The sequence below is a fragment of the Streptomyces sp. MI02-7b genome (assembly GCF_033793585.1).
Lineage (GTDB): Bacteria > Actinomycetota > Actinomycetes > Streptomycetales > Streptomycetaceae > Actinacidiphila.
The window spans coordinates 1-24036 of record NZ_JARAWX010000003.1 but is presented as its reverse complement, the minus strand read 5'-3'; the positions used below and the strand labels follow the sequence as shown (position 1 = coordinate 24036).

26 protein-coding genes are annotated in these 24036 nt (G+C 71.8%); 9 read left to right on the top strand and 17 right to left on the bottom strand.

The features are described from left to right. Nucleotides 1–37: 37 nt before the first annotated feature. Both PV364_RS04710 and PV364_RS04705 read right to left on the bottom strand, forming a co-directional pair. Entirely contained in the window at nucleotides 38–1696 is a 1659-nt protein-coding gene (locus PV364_RS04710; protein WP_319658386.1) for a serine/threonine-protein kinase, read from the bottom strand. Nucleotides 1697–1780: 84 nt separating this feature from the next. Next, the gene (locus PV364_RS04705) at nucleotides 1781–2641 is read right to left on the bottom strand and encodes a menaquinone biosynthesis protein (protein ID WP_319658385.1); all 861 of its coding nucleotides are present in this window, start codon (nucleotides 2639–2641) and stop codon (nucleotides 1781–1783) included. Between the two features lie 308 nt (nucleotides 2642–2949). Between PV364_RS04705 and PV364_RS04700 the strand changes: the two genes are divergently transcribed. Beyond that, nucleotides 2950–3153, top strand: a complete 204-nt coding sequence (locus PV364_RS04700; protein ID WP_018558781.1) for a cold-shock protein — start codon at nucleotides 2950–2952, stop codon at nucleotides 3151–3153. Nucleotides 3154–3303: 150 nt separating this feature from the next. Next, nucleotides 3304–4155: a MaoC family dehydratase gene (locus PV364_RS04695; protein ID WP_415924525.1), complete on the top strand. Its 852-nt coding sequence runs from the start codon at nucleotides 3304–3306 to the stop codon at nucleotides 4153–4155. A 22-nt stretch (nucleotides 4156–4177) separates the two neighbouring features. Here the strand turns inward: PV364_RS04695 and PV364_RS04690 are convergent, their stop codons facing one another. The 5 genes from PV364_RS04690 to PV364_RS04670 all read right to left on the bottom strand — a co-directional run bounded on the left by PV364_RS04690 (nucleotide 4178) and on the right by PV364_RS04670 (nucleotide 7759). After that, a complete protein-coding gene (locus PV364_RS04690) occupies nucleotides 4178–4474 on the bottom strand; it encodes a DUF4229 domain-containing protein (RefSeq protein WP_319658805.1) in 297 nt (98 codons plus the stop codon). A 113-nt stretch (nucleotides 4475–4587) separates the two neighbouring features. After that, complete coding sequence (locus PV364_RS04685; RefSeq protein ID WP_319658384.1) at nucleotides 4588–5106, bottom strand: GNAT family N-acetyltransferase; 519 nt, start codon at nucleotides 5104–5106, stop codon at nucleotides 4588–4590. Nucleotides 5107–5232: 126 nt separating this feature from the next. Then, entirely contained in the window at nucleotides 5233–6396 is a 1164-nt protein-coding gene (gene mqnE / locus PV364_RS04680) for an aminofutalosine synthase MqnE (protein ID WP_319658382.1), read from the bottom strand. A 57-nt stretch (nucleotides 6397–6453) separates the two neighbouring features. Then, nucleotides 6454–6909, bottom strand: a complete 456-nt coding sequence (locus PV364_RS04675) for an Lrp/AsnC family transcriptional regulator (RefSeq protein WP_319658381.1) — start codon at nucleotides 6907–6909, stop codon at nucleotides 6454–6456. A gap of 97 nt (nucleotides 6910–7006) precedes the next feature. After that, the gene (locus PV364_RS04670; protein ID WP_319658380.1) at nucleotides 7007–7759 is read right to left on the bottom strand and encodes a UbiX family flavin prenyltransferase; all 753 of its coding nucleotides are present in this window, start codon (nucleotides 7757–7759) and stop codon (nucleotides 7007–7009) included. A 103-nt stretch (nucleotides 7760–7862) separates the two neighbouring features. On the opposite strand from PV364_RS04670, the gene PV364_RS04665 reads away from it, so the two are divergent. From PV364_RS04665 to PV364_RS04655, 3 genes are all read left to right on the top strand, one after another. Then, entirely contained in the window at nucleotides 7863–8939 is a 1077-nt protein-coding gene (locus PV364_RS04665) for a hypothetical protein (RefSeq protein WP_319658379.1), read from the top strand. 210 nt (nucleotides 8940–9149) lie between these two features. Continuing rightward, complete coding sequence (locus tag PV364_RS04660; RefSeq protein WP_319658804.1) at nucleotides 9150–9686, top strand: rhomboid family intramembrane serine protease; 537 nt, start codon at nucleotides 9150–9152, stop codon at nucleotides 9684–9686. A 43-nt stretch (nucleotides 9687–9729) separates the two neighbouring features. Next, the gene (locus PV364_RS04655) at nucleotides 9730–10407 is read left to right on the top strand and encodes a DUF4870 domain-containing protein (RefSeq protein WP_319658378.1); all 678 of its coding nucleotides are present in this window, start codon (nucleotides 9730–9732) and stop codon (nucleotides 10405–10407) included. 42 nt (nucleotides 10408–10449) lie between these two features. Here PV364_RS04655 and mqnP read toward each other — a convergent pair whose 3' ends face one another. Then, nucleotides 10450–11373 (bottom strand): menaquinone biosynthesis prenyltransferase MqnP, encoded by a 924-nt coding sequence (gene mqnP / locus PV364_RS04650; protein ID WP_319658377.1) that lies wholly within the window; start codon nucleotides 11371–11373, stop codon nucleotides 10450–10452. Then, nucleotides 11370–12821: a menaquinone biosynthesis decarboxylase gene (locus PV364_RS04645; RefSeq protein ID WP_319658376.1), complete on the bottom strand. Its 1452-nt coding sequence runs from the start codon at nucleotides 12819–12821 to the stop codon at nucleotides 11370–11372. The genes mqnP and PV364_RS04645 overlap by 4 nt, the downstream gene beginning before the upstream one ends. Nucleotides 12822–12909: 88 nt before the next feature. On the opposite strand from PV364_RS04645, the gene PV364_RS04640 reads away from it, so the two are divergent. From PV364_RS04640 to PV364_RS04630, 3 genes are read left to right on the top strand one after another with little or no spacing between them, the layout of a single operon-like run. Further along, on the top strand, nucleotides 12910–13323 hold the full coding sequence (locus PV364_RS04640) for a PLDc N-terminal domain-containing protein (protein ID WP_319658375.1): 414 nt from the start codon (nucleotides 12910–12912) through the stop codon (nucleotides 13321–13323). A 22-nt stretch (nucleotides 13324–13345) separates the two neighbouring features. After that, nucleotides 13346–13792, top strand: a complete 447-nt coding sequence (locus tag PV364_RS04635) for a nucleoside deaminase (RefSeq protein WP_319658374.1) — start codon at nucleotides 13346–13348, stop codon at nucleotides 13790–13792. Continuing rightward, nucleotides 13789–14742, top strand: a complete 954-nt coding sequence (locus tag PV364_RS04630) for an isopenicillin N synthase family dioxygenase (protein ID WP_319658373.1) — start codon at nucleotides 13789–13791, stop codon at nucleotides 14740–14742. The genes PV364_RS04635 and PV364_RS04630 overlap by 4 nt, the downstream gene beginning before the upstream one ends. 17 nt (nucleotides 14743–14759) lie before the next feature. On the opposite strand, the gene ccsB is transcribed toward PV364_RS04630, so the two are convergent. From ccsB to hemL, 8 genes are all read right to left on the bottom strand, one after another. After that, entirely contained in the window at nucleotides 14760–15839 is a 1080-nt protein-coding gene (gene ccsB, locus PV364_RS04625; RefSeq protein WP_319658372.1) for a c-type cytochrome biogenesis protein CcsB, read from the bottom strand. After that, complete coding sequence (locus PV364_RS04620; protein ID WP_319658371.1) at nucleotides 15836–17584, bottom strand: cytochrome c biogenesis protein ResB; 1749 nt, start codon at nucleotides 17582–17584, stop codon at nucleotides 15836–15838. Before PV364_RS04620 ends, ccsB begins: the two co-directional genes overlap by 4 nt. 3 nt (nucleotides 17585–17587) lie before the next feature. Beyond that, nucleotides 17588–18349 carry a cytochrome c biogenesis CcdA family protein gene (locus PV364_RS04615; protein WP_319658370.1) on the bottom strand — a complete coding sequence of 254 codons (762 nt, stop codon included), beginning with the start codon at nucleotides 18347–18349 and terminating at the stop codon, nucleotides 17588–17590. A gap of 1 nt (nucleotide 18350) precedes the next feature. After that, a complete protein-coding gene (locus PV364_RS04610) occupies nucleotides 18351–18968 on the bottom strand; it encodes a TlpA disulfide reductase family protein (RefSeq protein ID WP_319658369.1) in 618 nt (205 codons plus the stop codon). Between the two features lie 87 nt (nucleotides 18969–19055). After that, complete coding sequence (locus PV364_RS04605) at nucleotides 19056–19628, bottom strand: type 1 glutamine amidotransferase domain-containing protein (protein ID WP_319658368.1); 573 nt, start codon at nucleotides 19626–19628, stop codon at nucleotides 19056–19058. A gap of 59 nt (nucleotides 19629–19687) precedes the next feature. Next, nucleotides 19688–20980 (bottom strand): hypothetical protein, encoded by a 1293-nt coding sequence (locus tag PV364_RS04600; protein ID WP_319658367.1) that lies wholly within the window; start codon nucleotides 20978–20980, stop codon nucleotides 19688–19690. A 196-nt stretch (nucleotides 20981–21176) separates the two neighbouring features. Then, the gene (locus PV364_RS04595; RefSeq protein ID WP_319658366.1) at nucleotides 21177–21851 is read right to left on the bottom strand and encodes a histidine phosphatase family protein; all 675 of its coding nucleotides are present in this window, start codon (nucleotides 21849–21851) and stop codon (nucleotides 21177–21179) included. Continuing rightward, a complete protein-coding gene (gene hemL, locus PV364_RS04590; RefSeq protein ID WP_319658365.1) occupies nucleotides 21848–23158 on the bottom strand; it encodes a glutamate-1-semialdehyde 2,1-aminomutase in 1311 nt (436 codons plus the stop codon). The genes PV364_RS04595 and hemL overlap by 4 nt, the downstream gene beginning before the upstream one ends. Before the next feature lie 106 nt (nucleotides 23159–23264). Here hemL and PV364_RS04585 point away from each other — a divergent pair, with 106 nt between their 5' ends. Beyond that, entirely contained in the window at nucleotides 23265–23846 is a 582-nt protein-coding gene (locus tag PV364_RS04585) for a hypothetical protein (protein ID WP_319658364.1), read from the top strand. Nucleotides 23847–24036 lie beyond the last annotated feature (190 nt).

Below are 24036 nucleotides of genomic sequence, written 5' to 3'. Positions count from 1 at the left end.
GGGGTTGTGACGGACCCGCTCAGCCTACGCCAGGGGTTCAGCCGCCCTGCTTCCTGAGGTCGCCTTCCGGGTTCCCGGCCAGGGAGTCGCCCGACCGGTAGTGTAGCGAGCCGTCGTCGTCGAGGGTGAAGCGCTCGTCGGCCGAGCCGTCCGAACACACCCCGGGGTGCGGGTTGGTGCCCCCGCTGGTGTCCAGCACGATCCACCGCTCGGTGGCCGTGGCGAGCTTCCACTGCCCGCTGCAGTCGTAGGTCTGCCCGAGCAGCGACAGCACGCTCTTGTCGTGGCCGACCACCGCGCCGACCTTGCCCGGGGTGATGGTGATCTCGAAGGTGCCGGGGACGCCGTGGGCGGTGACGGTGTCGCCCTTCCACGTGCCGGCGAAGGCCGCGGGCAGCGACGCCAGCCGGGGCGCGGAGGGGGTCGCCGAGCCGTGCGACGGCGACGCCGGCGCCGACACCGAGGCGGTGGACCGCGAAGTGGCCGGGCTCCCGCCGCCCTTGCCCTGGTCGTCGGCCCGGCCGCCGTCGTGGAGCACGAGCCCCAGCGTCACCGCCGCCGCGACCAGCACGACGCCGGCGCCCGCCAGCGACGCCGCCCGGCCTCGGCGGGGCACGGCCGGGGTGGTGACCGGCGGCGGCGTGGCGGCGAACGAGGACGGCACCGCGTCGTGCGGCTCGGTCAGCCGCGGCGGCGGGCCGAAGGTGCCGTACGAGGGATGGGAGCCGTACGAGGAGCCCGTGCCGGCCGTGCCGCTGTCCGTGCCGGCAACGCCGCCCAGCGCGCCGGGCGGCGGCGTCGGCTCCAGGTCCAGCAGTTCCACCGCCTGGCGGCCGAGCCGCTCGGTCAGCGCCGCGGGGAGCCAGCCGCCGTGCACCAGGGAGGCGGCCCCGCCGTCCGGCGCGAGCAGGCCGGCGAGCTGACGGGGCGTGGGACGCGCCGCGGGGTCCTTGGCCAGGCAGGACTCGGCCACACCGCGCAGCCCGGCGGGCATGCCCTCGAACTCGGGCTCCTCGTGGGCGACCTTGTACAGCAGCACGGCCGCGCTGTCGCCGGGGAAGGGCCCCTGTCCGGTCGCGGCGAAGACGATCACCGCGCCGAGGGCGAAGACGTCGGCGGCCGGCCCGGTCGGCCGGCCGGTGACCTGCTCGGGCGCCATGTAGCCGGGCGAGCCGACCACCACGCCCTTGCTGGTGAGCGCCGCGGTGGCGTCCATGGCACGGGCGATGCCGAAGTCGATCAGCACCGGCCCGTCCAGCGAGAGCAGCACGTTGGACGGCTTGATGTCGCGGTGCACCAGGCCGCGTCCGTGCACCTCCTCCAGCGCCTCGGCGAGACCGGCGCCCAGCGCTCGCACGCCGTCCTCCGGCAGCGGCCCGAAGGTCTTCACGGCGTCGGACAGCGCGGGCCCGGCGACATAGCGGGTGGCCACCCACGGCACCGGCGAGTCGGTGTCCGCGTCGAGCACCGGGGCGCTCCACGCACCGCCGACCCGGCGCGCCGCCTCCACCTCGCGTTGGAAGCGGGTGCGGAACTCCAGGTCGTCGGCGAGTTCCGAGCGCACCACCTTCACGGCCACCGTCCGGCCGCCCGGGCTGCGCCCGAGGTAGACCCGGCCCATGCCGCCGGCCCCCAACCGACCGAGCAGCCGGTAGGGACCGATCGCCGTGGGGTCGTTCGCCTGCAGCGGTTGCATCTGCGCGCCTCTCGCGGTGCGGAAGGTCGAAGAACAACGGGAGTTCCCCGGATATGCCGGGCAACCTACGGGAAGCCGGTGAAATCAGAGAAGGTGTACCCGCGCCCGGGGCGGGAACCCCACGCGGCGGGCGAACTCGGCGATGCCCGTCAACTGGTCCTGGCCGAGGGAGAAGTCCAAGGTGGTGAAGTAGCGCTGCAGGGTGTCCGCGTCGAAGGACTCCCAGCGGGCGGCCTGTTCCGCGACCTTCTCCACCTCCTCCATGCTGAGGTCGCGGGAGGCGAGGAAGGCCCGGTGCACCTCGCGCACCGCCTCGGGGTGCGCGGCCAGGTAGTCCCGGCGGGCGGCCCAGACGGCGAAGACGAAGGGCAGCCCGGTCCACTCCTTCCACATCAGGCCGAGGTCGTGGACCTCCAGGCCGAGCCGCGGCGCGTCGTGCAGGGAGGCGCGCAGCGCGGCGTCGCCGATCAGGACGGCGGCCTGCGCCTCCTGCATCATCAGCGACAGGTCCGGCGGGCACGTGTAGTAGTCGGGCTCGACCTTGTACTGCTCGGCGAGCAGCAGCTCCGCGAGTCGCACGGACGTACGACTCGTGGAACCCAGGGCGACCCGGGCGCCGTCCAGGCTGCCGAGCGGGACCTGGCTCACGATGACGCAGGACATGACGGGGCCGTCGCAGCCGACGGCGATGTCCGGGAGGGCGACGAGCTCGTCGGCGTGGCGCAGGTACTCCATGAGCGTGATCGGGCCCACGTCGAGGTCTCCGGAGACGAGCTGGGCGCTCAGCTTCTCGGGGGTGTCCTTGGTGAGCTCCAGGTCCAGCAGGGCACCCGTTCGGGCCAACCCCCAGTAAAGAGGTACGCAATTCAGGAACTGGATGTGCCCGACGCGAGGCCGGGTCCGGCGCTCACCACCGGCGGAGGGAAGGGGCGCAGATTTGTCCACATCAGGAGGCTAGACCCCCGCTCCGGCGATCTTTCGCCGGGGCCCGCCGGGGAGTCGCACCGGACACTGCCCGGAGGCCACGGGTTCACCGCGCGTTCGAGCTTTAGGCGGTCCGGGTGAATGGGGATCTTGTTGCTCTTCCCCGGCGAGGATGCTCCGTGCTACTGTCGTCGCAAGTTGCAGTTTGGTTTCCCTTGCAGTACAAAGCCTGCGGAGCATGTGACCGCGGGCTTTTGTAGTTTTCAGACTTCTTGCGGTTAGCAGGGCAGGTTCTGGAGCAGGGCAACCCTTTGGCCCAAGGAGGGCTTATGGCTACCGGAACCGTCAAGTGGTTCAACGCCGAGAAGGGCTTCGGCTTCATCGCCCAGGACGGCGGCGGCCCCGATGTCTTCGTCCACTACTCCGCGATCAACGCCAGCGGCTTCCGGTCGCTGGAGGAGAACCAGGCGGTGACCTTCGACGTCACGCAGGGTCCGAAGGGCCCGCAGGCGGAGAACGTCGTCCCCGCCTAATTGCGGACAGACGTGTAGTACCCGATTAGCAGTACCCAAGGAGCCCCGCGCTGTGTGCGGGGCTCCTGCCTTTTCCGGCGGCGGTCGGCGGGCGGCCCGAGGGATTTCAGAGGGGTGAGCGTTACTTCGGGTAACATCGCTCTCACGTCAATGCGCCGCGGCTTCGTCGGGGGGACTTCCGTGCCACTGCTGCTGACCCTCGCCAAGGGGGTGCTGACCGGCTTCGGCAAGCGTCCGGCGGCCGACGCCCCGCTGCCCGCGGAGCGTCCGACCGCGCCGGCGGTCCGGGTCGACCCCGGCCGCGTCGCCGCCTACGCACGTGTGTGCGGTTTCCCCGCGCCGGGGACGGCCGTACCGCTGACTTACCCGCACGTCCTCGGGTTCCCGCTCGCCGCGCGGCTGATGGCGCGACGCCGCTTCCCGCTCCCGCTGCTCGGGCTGGTGCACACCGCGATCGAGATCACGCAGCACCGGCCGCTGCTGCCCTCGGAGACCCCCGACATCACCGTCCACGCGCGGGAGCTGCGCGCGCACCGGCGCGGAGTGGAGGTCGTCGTCGTCACGGAGGCCCGGATCGACGGCGCGGTGGTCTGGGAGGACCGCAGCACGTACCTGGCCAGGACCGGCGGGCCCGCGCCCACCGCCGCCCCGCCGGAGGCACGGCGTCCGCTGCCGGAGGTGGCGCGGTGGCGGCTCGCCGCCGACCTGGGGCGCCGGCACGCGGCGGTCTCGGGCGACTGGAACCCCCTCCACGTGCATCCGCTGACCGCCCGGCCGCTCGGGTTCCCCCGGGCCATCGCCCACGGCATGTGGACCGTCGCCCGGTGCGCGGCCGAGGTGGTCCCGGGCACGGCCCGGGGTGTCGTCCTGCGCGCGCGGTTCGCGGCACCCGTCCTGCTGCCCACCACGGTCGTCCACGCCGCGGACGCCGGTGCGTTCGAGCTCCGCTCGGCCGACGACCCGTCCCGCCTGCACCTGACGGGCTCGGTGCGGCTCCTGTGAACCCGGCCGTCAGGCCGCGGGGTCAGCTGCCGGTCGCGGCGCGCGAGGCGTCGTCCGCCTCGTCCTCCTGAGCGGCGCTGGCGGCCAGGTTGGCCCTCGTGCGCTCCACCCGGGTCGAGACCTGCACGGAGGCCTGCTCGCGCAGGCCGCGCAGCACCACGAAGCTGAGCGGCGCGCTGATCACCAGGGCCAGCAGCATGACCCACAGCAGGTTGGAGTCGCCGAGGCCGGCCGGCAGCACGTGGACGTAGACCAAACCCCAGATGGCGAGGAAGCAGGCCGCGAAGAGGCCAAGGCGCATCAGGGAGTAGCGCAGCATGGGACTCGGCTTCCAGCTCACGGCGATGCCACTTCCTTCGGTGTGTTCGGCGGTCCGGTCCGCGGAACGCAGCGGACGTACTGCCCCACCAGTGAAGCACGCGGCCTTCACGCTCAGAGCAGCGGGAGCCACATCGTCATCTCGTCGCGGTCGTCACCTGCGGCGACACGGATCGCCCCGGGCGTCCTGCCGACCTCCTTGTAGCCCACGGAGGCGTAGAAACGGTCCAGGCCCATGCCGCTGCGGCAGGTGAGCCGCAGTCCCTCCAGGCCGAGTTCGCGGGCCGCGCTCTCGGCCTCGCGCAGCAACTCCGCGCCGTGACCGCGGCCCTGGTGGGCGGGGTCGACCATGACGGTGTAGAGCCAGGCCCAGTGGCCCATCAGGCGGTGGTTGTTGAGGGTCAGGAACGCCGTCGCGACCAGGCGCCCGTCCTCGAATCCGGCGATCAGATGCGCCCTGCCCTCGGATATCGCCTCGCAGCGGCCCTGCGCCTGCGGGGCCACGTCGGCGGCGGTCACGGGGGCCACGAAGCCGACGGCGCCACCGGCGTTGGTGACGTCCGTCCAGAGGGTCACGAGCTGGTTCCGCAGGTCGGCGGTGAGCTCGGGGTCGAGGGCGAAGCGCAGTGCCATGGCGAAAACTGTAAGGACCCGCCCTGACGGCATCTGAAGCCGGTCCGGACTCCGGGCGACGCTCAGGTGAAGCGCGGGCCCCGGGATTCCCGGGGCCCGCGGCACGCCCGCGGCACGCGGAACGGGTCAGAAGCGCATCGGCTGCGGCGACTCGCGGCGCGCGGCGTCCGGGCCTGGGTACTCGCGGATGATCTCGTAGCGGGTGTTGCGCTCGACCGGGCGGAAGCCCGCGTCCGTGATGAGCTCCAGCAGGTCCTCGCGGGTGAGCTTGTTGGGCGTGCCGTAGTTGTCGGCGTCGTGAGTGATCTTGTACTCGACGACCGAGCCGTCCATGTCGTCCGCGCCGTGCTGCAGCGCCAGCTGCGCGGTCTGCACGCCGTGCATGACCCAGAAGACCTTCACGTGGGGCACGTTGTCGAACAGCAGCCGGGAGACGGCGAAGGTCTTCAGCGCGTCGGCGCCGGAGGCCATGGTGGTGCGGGCCTGGAGGGTGTTGCGGACCTTGCCGTCCTTCAGGTCGACGAAGTCGTGCTGGTAGCGCAGCGGGATGAAGACCTGGAAGCCGCCGGTCTCGTCCTGCAGCTCACGCAGGCGCAGCACGTGGTCCACCCGGTGCCGGGGCTCCTCGATGTGCCCGTACAGCATGGTGCACGGGGTCTTCAGGCCCTTCTCGTGCGCCAGGCGGTGGATGCGCGACCAGTCCTCCCAGTGGGTGCGGTGGTCGACGATGTGCTGCCGCACCTCCCAGTCGAAGATCTCGGCGCCGCCGCCGGTCAGCGACTCCAGGCCGGCCTCGATCAGCTCGTCCAGGATCTCGCTCGCGCTCAGTCCGGAGATCGTCTCGAAGTGGTGGATCTCGGTGGCGGTGAACGCCTTGAGGGAGACGTTCGGCAGCGCCTCCTTGAGCGCCTTGAGCGAGCGCGGGTAGTAGCGCCACGGGAGCGTGGGGTGCAGGCCGTTGACGATGTGGAGCTCGGTGAGGTTGTCCCCCTCCATCTCCTTGGCCAGCCGCACGGCCTCCTCGATGCGCATCGTGTACGCGTCCTTCTCCCCCGGCTTGCGCTGGAAGGAGCAGTAGGCGCAGGAGGCCGTGCACACATTGGTCATGTTGAGGTGGCGGTTGACGTTGAAGTGGACGACGTCACCGTTCTTCCGCGTCCGCACGTGGTGGGCGAGGCCGCCCAGCCAGGCGAGGTCGTCGGACTCGTAGAGGGCGATGCCGTCCTCACGGGTCAGCCGCTCACCCGCCCGGACCTTCTCCTCCAGCTCCCGCTTGAGCCCAGCGTCCATGCCTCGCCTCGCCTCCATACTGTCCTTGACCGGCAGACAACCCGATCGACCTTACGCCTACATGGTCTCGGGCAGTTCCCCGACCCGGTTCTCCCACTTCGTGGACAGCACGATGGTGGTGCGGGTGCGCGCGACGCCCTTGGTGCCGGACAGCCGGCGGATCGTGTGCTCCAGGCCGTCCACGTCGGGGACGCGGACCTTGAGCATGTAGGAGTCGTCGCCGGCGATGAACCAGCAGTCCTCGATCTCGTCGAGATCGCGCAGCCGGGTGGCCACGTCCTCGTGGTCGGCGGCGTCGCTGAGCTGCAGGCCGACCAGGGCGGTGACGCCGAGGCCGAGAGCGGCGGGGTGAATGGTGGCCCGGTAGCCGGTGATCACGCCGGCCTGCTCCAGGCGGTTGATCCGGTCGGTGACACTGGGACCCGACAGACCCACCAGCCGGCCCAGCTCGGCGTACGAGGCCCGGCCGTTCTCACGGAGGGCCTGGATGAGCTGCCTGTCCACCGCGTCCATCAGACTGGACCCCTTCATTCATGCCGTGATTGCGCTGTCGGGACAAGAATCTAAGGCATCGGCGGGCATGTGCCTTGCGCATTGAGCGGCGCCGGCCTCATTCGCCGTCATCCGCCTCCACAGTCCCGGGCATCCCCGTCATCCCGGCCATATCGTCCGCGTCCCTCGTCACGGCGGTCCCGGCGGCCGCTTGCGCTGCCCCCAGTTCCCCCTCCCAGCGGTGGTAGAGCTTGTGCGGCACCCTGGCGGCGTCCAGCACCCGCCCGGCGACGAAGTCGACCAGGTCCTGGATGTGCCGGGCGCCCGCGTAGAACGCCGGGGACGCCGGCAGCACCACGGCGCCCGCCTCGTCCAGCGCGACCAGGTGCCGGAGCGTCTGCCCGCCGAGCGGGGTCTCCCGTACGGCGACGACCAGCGGCCGCCGCTCCTTCAGGGTGACACTCGCGGCGCGCTGCAGCAGGTCCTTGGAGAGCCCCAGCGCCACCCCGGCCACACAGGCGGTGCTCGCCGGGACGATCAGCATGCCCTTGACGGGGTACGAGCCCGAGCTCGGCCCGGCCGCCAGATCCCCGGCGGCCCAGTGGCGCACCCGGGTGACATCGGCCCCGAAGCGGTCCGGGGTGCCGTCGGCGCCGCGGGCCAGCCAGCGGGACAGGTCCTCGCGCCAGTGGCCGTCGCGGAAGGGGGCCCCGGTCTCGTCCAGCACCGTGAGCCGCGCGGCCCGGCTGACCACCAGGTCGACGGCCTCGCCCGCGTCCAGCAGCGCCCGGATCACGGCGGCCGCGTACGGCGTCCCGGAAGCCCCGGAGACCCCGACCACCCAGGGCGTCCCGCGCCCGCTGTCGTCCATGTGGCGAGCCTATCCGGCCGCTCGTACAACCTTCCGGCCAGCTCACGGGTCAGTGAGGTGTTCATGTAACGACCAAGGGGTTGGGGAGAACACCATCAACGCCATGCGCAAGGGCATCGCCGCCGCGGGCTGCGCCGCCTTCATCGCCACCACCGCCGCCGCGTGCGGCACCGCCGGGAACCTGAGTGCCGGCGCCAAGGTCCAGCAGGCGCTGGACCGGCTCGGCGAGCAGAAGGCCGCCACGCTGTCCGTCGGCTTCGGCGGCAGCGAGCAGCAGATCTGGTCCGCGCTCAAGGGCGCGGACGGTTTCACCCGGGCCGACGCGAAGCTGCTCGCCGGTCTCGACGTGTCGCTGTCCATGAGCGCCACCACGCCGCTGAAGGACCTCAAGAGCGACAAGGACAACGCCTCGGTCGCGCTGCGGGTCTCGCTCGGCCAGGGCAAGGACCTGCTGGAGATCCGCAGCCTCGCGGGGAAGCAGGCCTACTTCCGGGCGGACGTACGGCAGTTCCTGTCGCTCGCCGGCGATCTCGGCGCCAAGCAGGACGACGCCGATCTGCGGGAGTTCCGGCAGATGCTCGACGCCGCCGACGGCCTGCCCTCCTCGTTCAAGTCCGTGAAGGACGCGCTCGGTGGCAAGTGGGTCTCCGTCGATCCCAAGGCCTTCGAGGAGTTCTCCAAGAGCATGGCCGAGGGCAGCCAGGGCGGCTCGCCGCTGCCGGACCCCTCGGCGCTGGACGCCAAGACGCAGGAGCGGATCACCAAGGCGCTGCGCGAAGCCCTGGAGCACAACGCGAAGTTCACCGACGCCGGCACCAAGGACGGCGCCGACCACGTCACGGTCACCTTGGCCGCCGGGAAGACGGCCGACGCGCTGGCCGACGCCCTCGAACCGCTGGCGGACCAGCTGCCGGACGGGTTCTCGGCCGCCGACCTGAAGCAGGTACCCGACAAGGACGTCAGTGTGGACGTCGCCGTCAAGGACGGCACCCTGTCGGGAATCAGCCTGGACCTCGACCAGTTCGACACCGGCGACGAGATCCACGGCGCGCTGCCGCTGACCGTCGGCTTCGCCCCCGACGCCCGGCCCGTCTCGGCCCCGGCCGGCGCCACCCCGCTCGACCCCCAGGACATCATGGGTGCCGTGATGCAGCTCATGGCGGGCGGAACGGACGCCTGAGACGCGGAACCGCCGCAAACCCCCATGTCGTTGTCTACCGTGGGAAGTCCGGGGAAGTCCGGCCGGACCGACGGACGGTGGACCACCACGAGGGGGGATCCTGTGGCGTACGAACCCATCGCCGGCCACGATGCCGGTGACGCCCGGCACGGCGCCCGCGACGGCGCGGTGCCGGGCCCGGGCGTCCGGGCCCGCGCGGCCGGGGCGCTCATGCTCACCTGGGTCGGGCTGCTCTGGCTGATCGAGTCGATCGACATGATGACCCACCACGCGCTGGACACCTTCGGCATCGTGCCGCGCGAGGCCGGGGAGTTGCGGGACATCGTGCCGGCGGCCTTCATCCACTTCGGCTTCGACCACGTCGCCGCCAACAGCCTCCCGCTGCTGGTGCTCGGGTTCCTGGCGGCGCTGCGCGGCACCCGCCGCTTCCTGAGCGTGGCCTTCGTCATCATCCTGTGCAGTGGCCTGGGCGTGTGGCTGGTCGCGCCGCCGCACACCAACACCGCGGGCGCGTCCGGGCTGGTCTTCGGCCTCTTCGGCTATCTGCTGGTGCGCGGCTTCGTGGACCGGCGGCTGATCGACATCGCGGTCGGCCTGGTCGTCGCGGTGCTGTACGGCTCGATCCTGTGGGGCGTGCTGCCCACCGCGCAGGGCGTGTCCTGGCAGGGCCATCTCTTCGGCCTGGCGGGCGGTGTGGCGGCGGCGTTCCTGTTCCGGGACCGCCCCGCCGACGGCTTGATCCGCTGAGGCCGTAGGATCCGGGAAACACGATCACGGGGGGCGGTCGCGCATGACCGATTTCAGCAAGCACGAAGGCATACCGCCGCAGGACGCGGCACCTCGGCAACCGCCGCAAGGGCCGCCGCAGGGGGCCCCGCAGGACCCGCCGCCGCCGGGACCCGGCCCGTGGGCCGCTCCCGGCCCCGGCGCGGGACCGTTCCCGCCGCCGCCCCCGCCGTACGGCCACCCCGGCCCCGGCTGGGCGGGCGCCCCGGGTTATCCGCCGCCGTTCCCGCCGCCGCCGATGCGGCCGCCGACCGGGCCGGCGATGTGGGCGCACCTGAGCGCCCTGATCACGGTCCTCGTGGGCTCCAGCATCTGCTGCCTCGGCTGGGCGCTGGGCTGGATCCCGCCGCTGATCATCCGCAGCAACGAGCAGAACAAACACGACCCGTTCATCCGCCACCACGCCGCGCAGGCCATGAACTTCGGCATCACCGCCGCCATGACCGTCCTGCTGGGCGGGGTCGGCTACATCGCCGGCTTCGGTGGCGTGATCTGGCACGGCGAGGACGACGGCCCGATCGCCCTGGCCATCGCCGGCTTCGGCCTGCTCGGGCTCTGCGCGCTCCACATGCTGCTCGGGATCATCTTCTGCGCCATCGGCAGCACCAAGGCCAACAGCGGCCAGTGGTGGCGCTATCCGCGGTTCGTCGCGCTGCCCTTCCTCAAGTCCGAGCAGGGCTGAGCAGGGCCCGGGAGTTCCCGGGGTCCGGGGGCCCGGCGGCGTTCAGACGCCGAGTCCCCGGACCGTCAGGTCCAGCAGGGCGCACACGAACAGCGCCATGCCGATGAAGCCGTTGACCGTGAAGAACGCGCGGTTGAGCCGGCTGAGGTCGCCGGGCTTGACGATGCTGTGCTCGTAGACGAAGGCGCCGCCGACGATCAGCATGCCGACCCACCAGAACGCGCCCGCGCCGACGGCCAGTCCGTACCAGACCAGCAGCACGGTGGTCACCACGTGGCTGACCCGCGCGCCGTACAGGGCGCCGTCGATGCCGAACCGGGCCGGCACCGAGCGCACGCCGTGCGCCCGGTCGGCGGCGACGTCCTGGCAGGCGAAGATCAGGTCGAAGCCGCCGATCCAGATGCCCACCGCGAGCCCGAGGATCACCGCGTCCCAGGACCAGGAGCCGGAGACCGCGAGCCAGGCGCCCACCGGGCCCATGGCCTGGGCGAGTCCGAGGATCGCGTGCGGGTAGTCGGTGAACCGCTTGCCGTACGGGTAGACCACCATCGGGACCACCGCGATCGGCGCCAGCGCCAGGCAGAGCGGGTTGAGCAGCGCGGCCGCGCCCAGGAAGAACACGACGGCGATCAGCGCGCCGGTCCACGCCGAGCGCACGGACACGGCGCCGGTGACCAGTTCACGCCCCGCCGTGCGCGGATTGCGGGCGTCGATCTCGCGGTCGATGATCCGGTTGCAGGCCATCGCGAAGGTGCGCAGGCCCACCATGGCGACCGTGATCAGGAGGAGCTGCCACCAGTGCACGCTCCGGTCCTGCGCGAACATCGCGCTGAGCGCGGCGATGTAGGCGAAGGGCAGCGCGAAGACCGAGTGCTCGATCATCACCAGCCGCAGGAACGCGCGGACTTTGCCGTCGGGCCGGGGCGAGGGGCCGAAAAGGTCCGGGGTCGCGGATTCCGCGCTCACAGGCCGTACTCCTTCCAGCGGCGGTCGACCTTCGCGGCGGTCTCCGGGTCGGAGAGCACCATCTCGGGCCAGCCGCCGTCGCGGGTGTAGCCCTCCTCGGGCAGCTTCCGGGTCGCGTCGATGCCCGCCTTGCCGCCCCAGAACTGCTGGTAGGAGGCGTGGTCGAGATGGTCCACGGGACCCTCGACGACCGACAGGTCGCGGGCGTAGTCGGTGTTGCCCAGCGCCCGCCAGGCGACCTCGTGCAGATCGTGCACGTCGCAGTCGGCGTCGACCACGACGATCAGCTTGGTCAGCGACATCATGTGCGCGCCCCAGACGGCGTGCATCACCTTCTGCGCGTGCTTGGGGTACTTCTTGTCGATGGAGACGATCGCGCAGTTGTGGAAGCCGCCCGCCTCGGGCAGGTGGTAGTCCACGATGTCCGGCACGATGATCTTCAGCAGCGGCAGGAAGAACCGCTCGGTGGCCCGGCCCAGCGGTCCGTCCTCGGTCGGCGGCCGGCCGACCACGATGGACTGCAGCAGCGGGCGCTTGCGCATCGTCACGCAGTCGATGGTCAGCGCGGGGAAGGGCTCCTGCGGGGTGTAGAAGCCGGTGTGGTCGCCGAACGGCCCCTCGGGCAGCGTCTTCCCGGGCTCCAGCCAGCCTTCCAGCACCACCTCGGCGTGGGCGGGCACCTGGAGCGGGACCGTCTTGCAGTCGACCATCTCGACACGCTTACCCCCGACGAAGCCCGCGAAAAGGTACTCGTCGATGTCGCCGGGGAGCGGGGCGGTGGAGGCGTACGTCACGGCCGGCGGGCAGCCGAAGGCGATGGCGACCGGCAGCCGCTCACCGCGCCGCTGGGCCACCTGGTAGTGGTTGCGGCTGTCCTTGTGGATCTGCCAGTGCATGCCGATGGTGCGGCGGTCGTGCCGCTGCAGCCGGTACAGGCCGAGGTTGCGGACGCCGGTCTCCGGGTCCTTGGTGTGCGTCAGGCCCAGGTTGAAGAAGGAGCCACCGTCCTCGGGCCAGGTGAACAGCGCGGGCAGCGCGTCGAGGTCCACGTCGTCACCGGTGAGGACGACCTCCTGGACGGGCGCGTCCTTGACCTTCCTCGGCGGGACGTGGGTCATCCCGGCGAGCTTGCCGAACGCCTCGCGCACCCCGACGAAGCCCTGCGGCAGTTCCGGCTTCAGCAGCCCGCCGATGCGGTCGCTGATGTCGGCGTAGGACGTCAGGCCCAGCGACTTCAGCAGCCGGCGGTCGGTGCCGTACACGTTCATCGCCAGGGGCATCGAGGAGCCCTTGACGTTTTCGAACAGCAGCGCGGGGCCGCCCGCCTTGTTCACCCGGTCGACGATCTCCCCGACCTCCAGGTACGGGTCGACCTCGGCGGTGACGCGCCTGAGGTCGCCCTCCTTCTCCAGGGCCCTCAACAGCGAGCGAAGATCGTCGTAAGCCATGCTGTCCAGTATCCGGTACGCACTACTCTTGACCCGTCACCGGGGCCCTGTCATGCCCCGCCGTCGCTGCCTGGGGGGCATTACCGCGATGATCCGGCTTCTCCCGTTCCTGCTGGTGCTGGCGTTGATGATCTACGCCTTCATCGACTGCCTCAACACCCCCGAGGAGCAGGTCCGCGGCCTCCCCAAGGTCGTGTGGATCATCATCATCCTGCTCTTCGGCGAGATCCTGGTCGGCCCGGTCGTCTGGCTGGTCGCCGGCAAGCACCGCACCGGGCCGGCGGGCGGCAGCACGCCCGCGGAGTGGCACCGCAACCACCGCACGCAGTGGGTCGCCCCCGACGACAACCCGGCGTTCCTCCACTCGCTCCGCGAGGAGAACAAGCGGGACGAGGACCTGCTGAAGAGCTGGGAGGCCGACCTGCGCCGCCGCGAGGAGGAACTGCGGCGCCGCGAGAACGGCTCCGGCGGCACGCACGGCGAAACCCCGCCCCGCGGCTGATCCCCGCGGGACACTGGCCGTCATGGACAACGCACAGGCGATGCTCGCGACGGCCGTCGCCGAGGCCCGCGCCGGCCTCGCGGAGGGCGGCATCCCCATCGGCGCCGCGCTGTACGCCGCGGACGGCCGCACGGTCCTGGGCCGCGGGCACAACCGCCGCGTGCAGGACGGCGACCCGTCGGCGCACGGCGAGACCGCCGCCTTCCGCGCGGCCGGCCGGCAGCGCACCTACCGGGGCACGACCATGGTGACCACGCTGTCGCCGTGCTGGTACTGCAGCGGCCTGGTGCGGCAGTTCGGGATCTCCCGGGTGGTCATCGGCGAGGCCCGCACCTTCCACGGCGGCCACGACTGGCTGGCCGGGCACGGAGTGGAGATCGTCCTGCTGGACGACCCCGAGTGCGCCGCCCTGATGACCGAGTTCATCGCGGCCCGCCCCGATCTGTGGAACGAGGACATCGGCGCATGATCCCCACCATCGACCTCGGCCCCTGGCTCACCGGCGATGCCGCCGACCGCGCCCGCCTCGCCCGAACCGTCGACGAGGCCCTGTGCACCGCGGGCTTCCTGCTGGTCACCGGGCACGGCGTGGACCCGGGACTGCGCGCCGCCATCAGGGAGTCGGCGCGCGGCTTCTTCCTGCTGCCCGCCGCCGCCAAGCAGGCGTACGCGGTGCGGGTCGGCGGCCGCGGCTGGCTGGGGCCGGGCGCGGAGGCCAACGGCTACGCCGAGGGCACCGCGACGCCGCCGGACCTGAAGGAGTCCTGGTCCTTCGCGGCCGAGGAGCCCACCGGCGACCCGGCCGTCGACGCCGAGTGGTTCCTGCCCAACGTCTGGCCGTCCCAGGTCCCCGGACTGCGGCCGCTGGTGACGGCCTACACGGCGCGGATGCGCGCGCTGTCGGACCGGCTGCTGGAACTGCTGGCCGCCGCTCTGGGCGCGCCGCCGGACTTCTTCACCCGGCACACCGGACATCCCACCTGGGGCCTGAACCTCAACTGGTACCCCGGTACGGAGATCGTCGGCGAGCCCGCGCCCGGCCAGTTCCGGATCGGCCCGCACACCGACTTCGGCACGGTCACCGTGCTCGACCGCCAGCAGGGCAAGGGCGGTCTGCAGGTCCACACCGACGCCGGCGGGTGGCAGGACGCCCCCTGGCACCCGGACGCGTTCACCGTCAACATCGGTGATCTGATGGCCCGCTGGACCGGCGACCGCTGGCGCTCCGGCCGGCACCGCGTGCTGCCTCCGCCGGCCGACGCGCCGGCGGAGGAGCTGATGTCGCTGGTGTGGTTCTACGAGTGCGACCCGGGCACCCGGGTCGCCCCGCTGCCCGCGCCCGTCGGCCGGGTCGCGTACGAGCCGGTGGACTCGCACGCGTACCTGCGGGCCAAGCTGGACGCGATCAGCGTGGACTGAGCGGCCCGTGAGGGCGCTCAGACGCCGGCGTAGGAGTGCTTGCCGGTGATGAAGATGTTCACGCCGTAGTAGTTGAACAGGAAGCAGGCGAAGGCGAGCAGCGCCAGGTAGGCGGCCTTGCGGCCCTTCCAGCCGGCGGTGGCGCGGGCGTGCAGGTAGCACGCGTAGACCACCCAGGTGATGAAGGACCAGGTCTCCTTGGGGTCCCAGCCCCAGTAGCGGCCCCAGGCGGCCTCGGCCCAGATCGCGCCCGCGATGATCGTGAAGGTCCACAGCGGGAAGACCATGGCGTTGACCCGGTACGCGAACTTGTCCAGGCTCGCGGCGGCGGGCAGCCGGTACATGATGCCCGCCCAGGTGCCCTCGGCCTTGCCCGAGGCCGCGAGGGACGTCTCGTAGTGGTCCCGCAGGAGGTAGAGCAGCGTGGCGACCGCGCCCAGGTAGAACACCGCTCCCGAGATGATCGCGCAGGAGACGTGGATCCACAGCCAGTACGAGTGCAGGGCGGGCACCAACTGGTCGCTGTCCGTGTAGAGGACGGAGACGGCCAGGCCCAGGTCGAGCAGGACCGAGGTGGTCAGGATGAGCCCGATCCAGCGGACCTTCCTGCCCAGCGCGAGCAGCACGAGGTACGCGGTGACCGCGACGGCGCCGAAGGTCGTGGAGAACTCGTACATGTTGCCCCAGGGGGCGCGCTGCACCGAGACCGCGCGGGCGACGACACTGCCCACGTGCAGCACCCAGGCCAGCCCGGTCAGCGAGATCGCCATCCGGCCGTAGGTGTCCCCCTGCTGGTCACCGCCGGCGGCGCCGGGACCGTCGGCGAAGCCGCGGTCACTGCTGGAGGCGCGGGTGACGACCGTGGGCCGCTGCAGGGTGGCGGTGCCGCCGCCCTTGACGGTGACGGTGACCGCGGGCCGGGCCGCGGCGGGTTCGGCGGCGAGCGCGGCGGAGGTCCTGGCGACCTTGCTGCGGCTGCCGAAGACCCACTCCGCGATGTACGCCAGGAAGGCCAGCGTGTAGACCGCCATCGCCGAGTAGATCAGGTAGTTGCTGATATGGGCGACGTTCTCGTTGACCGCGGCAGCACTGGTCACGCGCGCGCTCCTTCGTCATCGGGCAGGGGTTCTTCTGAGGATTGCGGGTCCGCCGCGGGCAGCAGCGGTGCCGTGGACGTGAGGTCGGCCGCGAGTTCGCCGAGTTCGTCGGCGATCCGCACCGACTCGCTGCGGCCGAGTCCGGCGAGCTCGACGACGGTGACCCCGTCCGCGCCGCGCACCGCCCGCACCCAGACGCGGCGGCGCTGGATGAACAGCGATCCGGCCAGGCCGAGGATGGCGGCGACGGCGCTCACCAGCGCCCAGCCGTTGCCGACCTGGTGGGAGACCTGGAAGCTGGCCCAGGTCTTGACGCCGTCGAAGGTGAGCGTGCCGTCGCCGTTCGGCAGGGTCAGCGTGTCGCCCGTCTTCATGGCCTTGCGGACGATCTCGCCGTCGCCGTCCTTGAACTGCTTCATGTTGGTCGTGTCGAGCTGGTACACGTTCTGCGGCAGGCCGGCGTCCACGCCCAGGTCGCCGTAGTAGGCGGTGAGGACGAGCGCCGGGTAGTCCAGGGCAGGGAACGTGGAGTGCGGGCCCTGCGTGGCGTTCAGCCCGAAGGTCGGCGTGAACAGGCCGCTGAAGCCGTACTGGATCCGCTTGTCCGCGTGGTTGCGGGCGTCCATCACCTTGATCACGCCGGACGAGGTGAGGTTGCCGTCCTGTGGCAGGAAGGGCACCGGGCCCTGGAAGACCACGTTGCCCTTGCCGTCCTTGACGGTGACGGAGGGCGCGTAGCCGTGGCCGATGAGGTAGACCTTCGAGCCGCCGATCTCCAGCGGCTTGTTGACCTCGATCGCCGACGGGGTGCGCTTGCCGTCCGCGTCCGTCCAGTAGTGGATGTTGGCGCGGAAGGTGCGCGGGGTGCCCTTCTCGGGGCCGCTGCGGGCGTACGAGGCGGTGAAGCCGTCCAGCTTGAAACCGAAGGTCGCCAGGTCGTCGGCGTTGTAGAAGGTGCCGGGCTTGAAGTCGTCGTACTGGGTGAGGGTGTTGTTGAAGCCGTCGCCCTCCACGATCAGCTTGCCGCCCTCGGCCTTGAACAGCCCGCCCACCGCGAAGGCGATCAGCAGCCCGAACAGGGCGACGTGGAAGAGCAGGTTGCCGGCCTCGCGCGAGTAGCCCTTCTCGGAGGCGACCGCGGAGTCCGCCGCCCGGGTCCGGAAGCGCCGGCCGCGCAGCACCTGCCGTGCCGCAGCGAGCACCTCGTCAGGACCGGCCTCGGTGCGCCAGGTCGCGTACGCGGGGAGCCGGGTGAGGTTGCGCGGCGGGAGCGGGGGCTTGGCGCGCAGCTGGCCGACGAACTGCCAGCTGCGCGGCACGATGCAGCCGGCGAGCGAGACGAAGAGCAGGATGTAGATCGCCGAGAACCACACCGAGCTGTAGACGTGGAAGAGCCCGAGCTTCTCGTACAGCGGCGTCACCGCGGTGTGCGCGTCCTTGAAGTCCTGGGCCTTGACCGCGTCGACGCTGGTCTGCGGGACCAGGGAGCCGGGGATCGCGGCCAGCGACAGCAGGAAGAGCAGGATCAGCGCGACCCGCATCGAGGTCAGCTGCCGCCACACCCAGCGCAGCCAGCCCCACACCTCGCGGACGGTCCAGCCGAGCCCGCCGGCGAGGCCGGGCCTGCGCACGCCGCCGAAGGAGCCCGGCACGATCTCGCCGAACTCCTCGACGGGCGCGGTGGACAGCTGGGCGCCAGCGGCCGCGAGGTCCGTGCCCGCGTCGGTGGTGTCTTTGGAGCTCATGGATCAGATCCCTGGGGTGAAGCCGGACGACCAGATCTGCATCTGGTAGACGATGTGGTCCCACACGCCGGTGACGAGCAGGACGCCGACCGCGACGAGCATCGCGCCGCCGGCCCGCATGACCCACACATAGTGGCGCTTGACCCAGCCGAAGGCGCCGAGGGCCCGCCGGAAGGCGACGGCCGCCACTATGAACGGCAGCCCGAGGCCCACGCAGTAGGCGGCGGTGAGCAGGGCGCCGCGCCCGGCGCTGGCCTCGTTGAAGGCGAGCGCGTTGACGGCGGCCAGCGTCGGGCCGATGCAGGGGGTCCAGCCGATGCCGAAGAGCACGCCGAGCAGCGGCGCGCCCGCCAGCCCCATCGTCGGCCTGCGGTGGAAGCGGAACTCGCGCTGCGTGATGCCGCCGACCAGACCCATGAAGGCCAGTCCCAGGACGATGGTGAGCGCGCCGAGCACCTTGGTGATGACGCCCTTGTGCTCCTGCAGCGTCCAGCCGAAGTTGCCGAACAGCGCGCCGCCGGAGACGAAGACGGCGGTGAACCCGATGACGAACAGCGAGGCCCCGGCGAGCATCCGCCCGCGCCGCGCCTCGGCGAGGTCGCTGCCGGTGACGCCGGTCACGTACGACAGGTAGCCGGGGACGAGCGGCAGCACACAGGGGGAGAAGAAGGAGACCAGGCCTCCGAGCAGCGCGACCGGCACGGCGGCGAGCAAGGCGCCGTTGAGCACGGTCTGGTTGACGTCGCCTGCGGCGAGTGCGCTCACGTCACTTCTCCGCGACCACCGGGTCGAGCGCCTTGTGCAGCTCCCCGGCGCTCAGCTCCTTCAGGGCGCGCACCGCGATCTTCCCCTGCCGGTCCAGGATCAGGGTGGACGGGATGGCCTGCGGGTTGAGGCTGCCCTTGGGGAAGCGCAGCAGGAGGTCGCCGGCCGGGTCGTACAGGCTCGGGAAGGGGATGCCGAACTCCTTCTCGAAGGCCTTGGCCTGCGCGGTCTGCAGGTCGCGGGTGTTGATCCCGACGAACTCCACGCCCTGGGACTTCGTCTGCCGCGCCACCTCCGCCAGGTGCGGCGCCTCCGCCCGGCAGGGCGGGCACCACGAACCCCAGACGTTGACGACGACGACCTTGCCCCTGTAGTCGGCGAGGCTGAGCTGCGCGCCGTCGACGGTCTTGCCGCTCAGGTCGGGAGCGGCCGTCCGGTGGCCCTGCGCGATCGTGGAGATCTCACCGGTGCCGCCGACGTAGTTGCTCCCGTTGCCCGTGCCGTTGGAGGAGGCCGTGGAGGTCGAGCAGGCCGTGGCGGCCAGCGCGAACGCGGCCGCGCCGGCCAGTGCCGCGGCGCCGCGGAGCAAGCGGCAACGGAGGGCGCGCGTAGGACTCATGTGAAAAGTTTCGCATGTGGTCCCGAGCGATCTTACGCACCCCCGACACCTTTGCCGAAAGCGGCGAATGCCCCGTATAAACGGCGCTTAACCACGGCCCGGTGTGTGTTCGGCGAACGCCGTGACGAACGCCGTCTCGAAGGCCTTGAGGTCGTCGGGCCGGCGACTGGTCACCAGGACGTTGGAGCCGGTGGGGTCGACCACGACCTCCTGGTCGAGCCAGGTGCCGCCCGCGTTGGTGATGTCGGTGCACAGGCTCGGCCAGGAGGTGAGGGTGCGTCCGCGCACCGCGCCCGCCTCGATCAGCAGCCAGGGCGCGTGGCAGATCGCGGCGACCGGACGTCCCTCGTCGAAGAAGTCCTTGGCGAAGCGGACGGCGTCGGGGTCCAGGCGCAGGGAGTCGGGATTGGCGACCCCGCCGGGGAGCACGAGACCGTCGAAGTCCACCGAGGCCACCTCTTCGAGGGTGTCGTCCACCGGGAAGGTGCCCGCCTTGTCCAGGTGGTCGAAGGCCTGGACGGTGCCGTGCGCACGGGAGACGAGCCGCGGGGTGCCGCCGGCCTCCCGCACGGCCCGCCACGGGCTGGTCAGTTCGATCTGCTCGACGCCCTCGGAGGCGACGAGGAAGGCGATCTTCCTGCCCTGCAGCGGTGCGGTCATGGGGTTCCCTTCGATGCCTGGTGTGAGTGAATGCCCGGTCGTCGGTGCCCGGTTGCCGATCAGGCGCCTTCCCCGAGCGGATCGGGCGAAACGGACCCTCCACCCCGGGAGGGGATGCGTTCCCGGGCCAGGAACCGCCGCCAGCCGCCGGGCGGCGGCAGGCCCGGCCCGAGTGTGCGCAGGTTCGCCAGCACCGCCGGGTCCTGGACGTCCAGCCAGTCCACGAACTGCCGGAAGGACACCAGGCGCACCTCGTCGTGACCGGCGATCCGCCGCAGCGCGTCCTCCACGGCGTCCATGTAGATGCCGCCGTTCCACCGCTCGAAGTGGTTGCCGATGAACAGCGGCGCCCGGTTGGTCTCGTACGCGCGCAGGAAGCCGGACAGGTAGGCGTCCCGCGCCTGCCGCTCCCACAGCGGGTAGTTGGCGGGATTGCCGCGGGTGGAGTTCGCCGACTGGTTGGCGAGCATGTTGTAGTCCATCGACAGGACCTCGAAGGAGCGCCCGGGGAAGGGCACCGACTGCAACGGCAGGTTCCACATGCCGTGCGCCCTGCCCGGCCACATCTGCAGGCCCCCCGGCGCGCTCGCGTCGTAGCGCCAGCCGAGCCGCGCGGCGGTGGGCAGCAGCCCGTCCCGCCCGAGCAGGCAGGGGGTGCGGCCGCCGGTCAGCTCCCTGCGGTAGTCGAAGGGCAGGGCCGGCAGGTCGTCGAAGCCGGTGTTGGTGCGCCAGGTCTCCACGAAGAAGACCGCCTGCTCGATCTCGCTCCGCCAGTCCGCCGGGGTCCAGCGGCCCACCGAGCCGGGGCCGGCGCAGAAGTGGCCGTTGAAGTGCGTGCCGATCTCATGGCCCTCCAGCCAGGCCAGCCGCACCTGTTCGAGGGTGGCGCGCACGTGCGCGTCGGAGAGGTAGCCGATCGCGGAGGCGCCGACGGGGTTGTTCGGGGGCCGGTACAGGTGCTTCTTGGACTCGGGGAGCAGGTAGATCCCCGAGAGGAAGAAGGTCATCTTCGCGCCGTGGTCGTCGGCGACCTTGCGGAAGCGCGAGAAGAGCCCGTCGTCGAGCTCCCCCGCGCCGTCCCAGGAGAACACCACGAACTGCGGGGGCCGCTCCCCCGGCTCCAGCCGCCGCGCGACCGGCTGGTGCGGCTGCGGGCCGGTGTCGGCGGTCGAGCCGTCCCCGATCGGACGGGCGGGGTACGCGGTGCCGGCCGGCCGGGGGCCCGGCGACACCTCCGGTCCCCCGGCCGCCGCACGGCGTCCCTCGATGTGATCTCCGCCACAACCCGCCAGAGCCGCCGCGGCGGCACCGGCCGCCAGGCCCAGCACTCCACGTCGGCTGATCTCCCGCATTCCGCCCCATTCCCGTGCGCGACGGCCTCAACGCAGTGGATGCCATGGCGGAGGGGCGGGCTCCTGCGTCGCACGGGGGATTCACCGGGAAAGCGGAGTGATTCGGCCACGGTGGCGGCACGACGGTTGCGGTCCGGACGGAACGGTGGTGGAGCCGGTGCGGCCGGTGCCCCTGAGGCACCGGCCGCCGCCGGGACTACGCCCCGAAGCCCTTGCTGCCGCCCTTGACCGGCTTCGCACCGGCCAGCAGATGGGCCGGGACGAGGTCGCGGGCGGGCTCGCTGTACCCCACGGAGACGAGCCTGTCGTCCTCGTAGGTGAACGTGGTCAGGCTGGCCAGGGTGCACTGCCGCTTGCGCGGGTCGTGCCACAGCCGCCGCCGCTCCACGAAACTGCGCACGGTCCAGATCGGCAGCTGGTGGCTGACGCAGACCGCCTCGTGGCCGCGCGCCGCGTCGCGTGCCGCCTCCAGCGCGCTCGTCATCCGCACGACCTGGTCGACGTAGGGCTCGCCCCAGCTCGGCCGGAACGGGTTGACCAGGAGCTTCCAGTTCGACGGGCGCCGCAGGGCACCGTCGCCCACACCGAAGGTCTTGCCCTGGAAGGCGTTCTCCGCCTCGATGAGGCGCTCGTCGCGCGCGACGTCCAGTCCGAGCACGGAGGCGATGGGCGCCGCCGTCTCCTGGGCGCGCTCCAGCGGGGAGGCCACCACGTAGGTGATGTCGCGCCCGGACAGGTGCTCCGCGACCCGGTCGGCCATCTTCCGGCCGAGGTCGGACAGGTGGTAGCCGGGCAGGCGCCCGTAGAGGACCCCGCTGGGGTTCTCCACCTCGCCGTGCCGCATCAGGTGGACGACCGTGATCTCGCTCATGCGGTGGCCTCCGCGGCGCGGGCGGCGGCCGGCAGGGCGGCGGCGATCCGCTCGATCGCGGCGGCGTCGTGCGCCGTCGACACGAACCAGGACTCGAAGGCCGACGGCGGCAGGTAGACGCCCTGGGCCAGCATCGAGTGGAAGAAGGCGGTGAAGCGGTACGACTCCTGCCGCTTCGCCGCGTCGTAGTCGGTCACACGCCCCTCGGTGAAGAACACCGAGAACATGTTCCCCGCGGTCTGCAGGCTGTGCGCCACGCCCTCCTTGGCCAGCGCCTCGCTCACCAGGCCGGACACCTCGGCGGCGACCCGGTCCACCGTCGCGTACGCGGCGTCGTCCAGCAGCCTCAACTGGGCCAGGCCCGCGGCGGTGGCCACCGGGTTCCCGGAGAGCGTGCCCGCCTGGTAGACCGGGCCGGCCGGGGCCAGGTGCGCCATGACGTCGGCGCGGCCGCCGAAGGCCGCGGCGGGGAAGCCGCCGCCCATGACCTTGCCGAAGGTCATCAGGTCGGGGCGTACGCCGTCGATGCCGTACCAGCCCGCCCCGGAGACCCGGAAGCCGGTCATGACCTCGTCGGAGATGTAGAGCGCCCCGTTCTCCCGGCACAGGTCGGCAAGGCCCTGGTTGAAGCCCTCCGCCGGGGGCACCACGCCCATGTTGCCGGGCGAGGCCTCCGTGATCACGCAGGCGATCTCACCGGGGTGCGCGGCGAACGCCGCCCGCACCTGGTCCAGGTCGTTGTAGGGCAGCACCACCGTGTCGCCGGCCTGCGCGCCCGTCACCCCGGGGGTGTCCGGCAACCCGAAAGTGGCAACGCCGGAACCCGCCGCGGCCAGCAGCGCGTCCACATGACCGTGGTAGCAACCCGCGAACTTGATCACCTTGGCCCGGCCGGTGAATCCGCGCGCCAGCCGGATCGCCGACATGGTGGCCTCAGTGCCGGACGACACCAGCCGCACCTGCTCGACCGGCGCGACCCGCGCGACGATCTCCTCGGCGAGTTCCACCTCGCCCACACCGGGGGTGCCGAAGGACGTGCCGCGGGCGACCGCGGCCTGCACGGCGGCGATCACCTCGGGGTGCGCGTGGCCGAGAATCATCGGTCCCCACGAGCACACGAGGTCCACATATTCGCGGCCGTCCGCGTCCTTCAGGTAGGGACCATTGCCGGACACCATGAATCGGGGCGTACCGCCCACGGCGCGAAAGGCGCGAACCGGGCTGTTCACCCCGCCTGGGGTCACGGCGGCTGCTCGATCGAACAAGGTCTGAGAAACTGGCGCGTCGTAGGCGTACGGATAGCTCACAAGCACATGCTCTCAAATGCCGGGCGTTGCGCGATGAGGTATCGACCGTGCATCTGAGACGATGATCGGGTTGCGCGGTTGGGTCTGCGGATGGTCGGGTAGTGGAATGCAGCGCGGTGGCGAACGCGGTGGCGATCTGGGCGGCGGGGACGACGACCCCGATCCCGAGCACGCCCGTACCACCGGCCGGCGACGCCGGCCGTCAACAGAGCGCGACAAGGCCGTTGAGAAACGCGGGAGCAGGGGTGGCCGAGTGGGGGTGACCTACAAGTACTTCGGCGCACCCGACGGTGCCACGGCCGCGCGGGTCCCCATCTCCATGCGTCCGGAGGAGCTCGGCGGCGACGAACTGGGCCAGGGCATGTACACCAAGGTCAAGCCGGAGACCATGGCCGCCATGGTGCTCACCGGCATCGAGGGCATACCCCCGGCCAAGGTCCCGCCGCTGGAACTGGTCGTCCTCCACCCCGACTACGCCGTCGTCAAGCTGCCCATCTCCGTCGTCGAGCCGCTCCGCAAGGCCGACGAGGAGGCGCTCGGCGCCGCCGCGTTCATCTGGTCCACCGTCCCCGACCGGCGCGGTCCGCGGGACGCCTTCATGATCTACAAGATGCTCCACGAGTGGCAGGACTTCGCCCAGCGCTGCCACGAGAGCGGGCACCAGCTGTACTGCCTCGTCTGGCCCTGACCGGCCCGCACACGCGAAAGGCCCGGCGCGTCGGTACGACGTCCGCCGGGCCTTCGCGTACGGGTCAGTTGGCGGGGGTGGACTCCACCGGAGCCGGGGCGGGCGCCTCGGCGGGGGCCGCGACGGGCGCCGCGGGGGCCGCGGGGGCCGCGGGGGCCGCCACGGGCGCGGCGGGAGCCTCGGCCGGGGC

What these genes read in the sequence shown, in the direction of transcription:
- PV364_RS04685 (WP_319658384.1), bottom strand. Translation starts at nt 5,106, where the DNA reads ATGGCACTGCGCTTCGCCCTCGACCCCGAGCTCACCGCCGACCTGCGG.
- PV364_RS04655 (WP_319658378.1), top strand. Translation starts at nt 9,730, where the DNA reads ATGACCGATTTCAGCAAGCACGAAGGCATACCGCCGCAGGACGCGGCA.
- PV364_RS04710 (WP_319658386.1), bottom strand. Translation starts at nt 1,696, where the DNA reads ATGCAACCGCTGCAGGCGAACGACCCCACGGCGATCGGTCCCTACCGG.
- PV364_RS04700 (WP_018558781.1), top strand. Translation starts at nt 2,950, where the DNA reads ATGGCTACCGGAACCGTCAAGTGGTTCAACGCCGAGAAGGGCTTCGGC.
- PV364_RS04620 (WP_319658371.1), bottom strand. Translation starts at nt 17,584, where the DNA reads ATGAGCTCCAAAGACACCACCGACGCGGGCACGGACCTCGCGGCCGCT.
- PV364_RS04695 (WP_415924525.1), top strand. Translation starts at nt 3,304, where the DNA reads ATGCGCCGCGGCTTCGTCGGGGGGACTTCCGTGCCACTGCTGCTGACC.
- PV364_RS04585 (WP_319658364.1), top strand. Translation starts at nt 23,265, where the DNA reads ATGCAGCGCGGTGGCGAACGCGGTGGCGATCTGGGCGGCGGGGACGAC.
- PV364_RS04640 (WP_319658375.1), top strand. Translation starts at nt 12,910, where the DNA reads ATGATCCGGCTTCTCCCGTTCCTGCTGGTGCTGGCGTTGATGATCTAC.
- PV364_RS04670 (WP_319658380.1), bottom strand. Translation starts at nt 7,759, where the DNA reads ATGGACGACAGCGGGCGCGGGACGCCCTGGGTGGTCGGGGTCTCCGGG.
- PV364_RS04645 (WP_319658376.1), bottom strand. Translation starts at nt 12,821, where the DNA reads ATGGCTTACGACGATCTTCGCTCGCTGTTGAGGGCCCTGGAGAAGGAG.
- PV364_RS04675 (WP_319658381.1), bottom strand. Translation starts at nt 6,909, where the DNA reads ATGGACGCGGTGGACAGGCAGCTCATCCAGGCCCTCCGTGAGAACGGC.
- PV364_RS04665 (WP_319658379.1), top strand. Translation starts at nt 7,863, where the DNA reads ATGCGCAAGGGCATCGCCGCCGCGGGCTGCGCCGCCTTCATCGCCACC.
- PV364_RS04610 (WP_319658369.1), bottom strand. Translation starts at nt 18,968, where the DNA reads ATGAGTCCTACGCGCGCCCTCCGTTGCCGCTTGCTCCGCGGCGCCGCG.
- PV364_RS04595 (WP_319658366.1), bottom strand. Translation starts at nt 21,851, where the DNA reads ATGAGCGAGATCACGGTCGTCCACCTGATGCGGCACGGCGAGGTGGAG.
- PV364_RS04630 (WP_319658373.1), top strand. Translation starts at nt 13,789, where the DNA reads ATGATCCCCACCATCGACCTCGGCCCCTGGCTCACCGGCGATGCCGCC.
- PV364_RS04690 (WP_319658805.1), bottom strand. Translation starts at nt 4,474, where the DNA reads ATGCTGCGCTACTCCCTGATGCGCCTTGGCCTCTTCGCGGCCTGCTTC.
- mqnE (WP_319658382.1), bottom strand. Translation starts at nt 6,396, where the DNA reads ATGGACGCTGGGCTCAAGCGGGAGCTGGAGGAGAAGGTCCGGGCGGGT.
- PV364_RS04660 (WP_319658804.1), top strand. Translation starts at nt 9,150, where the DNA reads ATGCTCACCTGGGTCGGGCTGCTCTGGCTGATCGAGTCGATCGACATG.
- PV364_RS04635 (WP_319658374.1), top strand. Translation starts at nt 13,346, where the DNA reads ATGGACAACGCACAGGCGATGCTCGCGACGGCCGTCGCCGAGGCCCGC.
- PV364_RS04605 (WP_319658368.1), bottom strand. Translation starts at nt 19,628, where the DNA reads ATGACCGCACCGCTGCAGGGCAGGAAGATCGCCTTCCTCGTCGCCTCC.
- PV364_RS04600 (WP_319658367.1), bottom strand. Translation starts at nt 20,980, where the DNA reads ATGCGGGAGATCAGCCGACGTGGAGTGCTGGGCCTGGCGGCCGGTGCC.